This window comes from Maribacter sp. TH_r10, from assembly GCF_033101095.1.
GTDB classification, from domain to species: domain Bacteria; phylum Bacteroidota; class Bacteroidia; order Flavobacteriales; family Flavobacteriaceae; genus Maribacter_A; species Maribacter_A luteus.
Map to the genome: position 1 here is coordinate 1 of NZ_JAWMPY010000054.1, position 269 is coordinate 269.

1 pseudogene is annotated in these 269 nt (G+C 50.2%); it reads right to left on the reverse strand.

The features are described 5' to 3' along the window. A pseudogene (locus tag R3X28_RS19305) lies at positions 1–269 on the reverse strand (hypothetical protein); the annotation flags it as partial.

Consider the following 269-nt stretch of genomic DNA (forward strand, 5'->3'; position numbering starts at 1 on the left):
CCGCATAGGTCGCCGCATCGTCATCGTTGGGCGCTATATAACCATCAGTGGTCTGGGCCTCTACATTGTCAGGGATCCCGTCATTATCGGAATCGATGTCCAAATGGTTCGGGTAACCGTCACCGTCACTGTCCAATGGATTCGTCAATGGATCATTGTCGTTATCAAGGTTAGGATCTTCAGTGGTATCCAAAATTCCGTCATTATCGTCATCTAGGTCCGTTACATCAGGTACCCCGTCACCATCGGTGTCGGTCCTGTCATCTGTC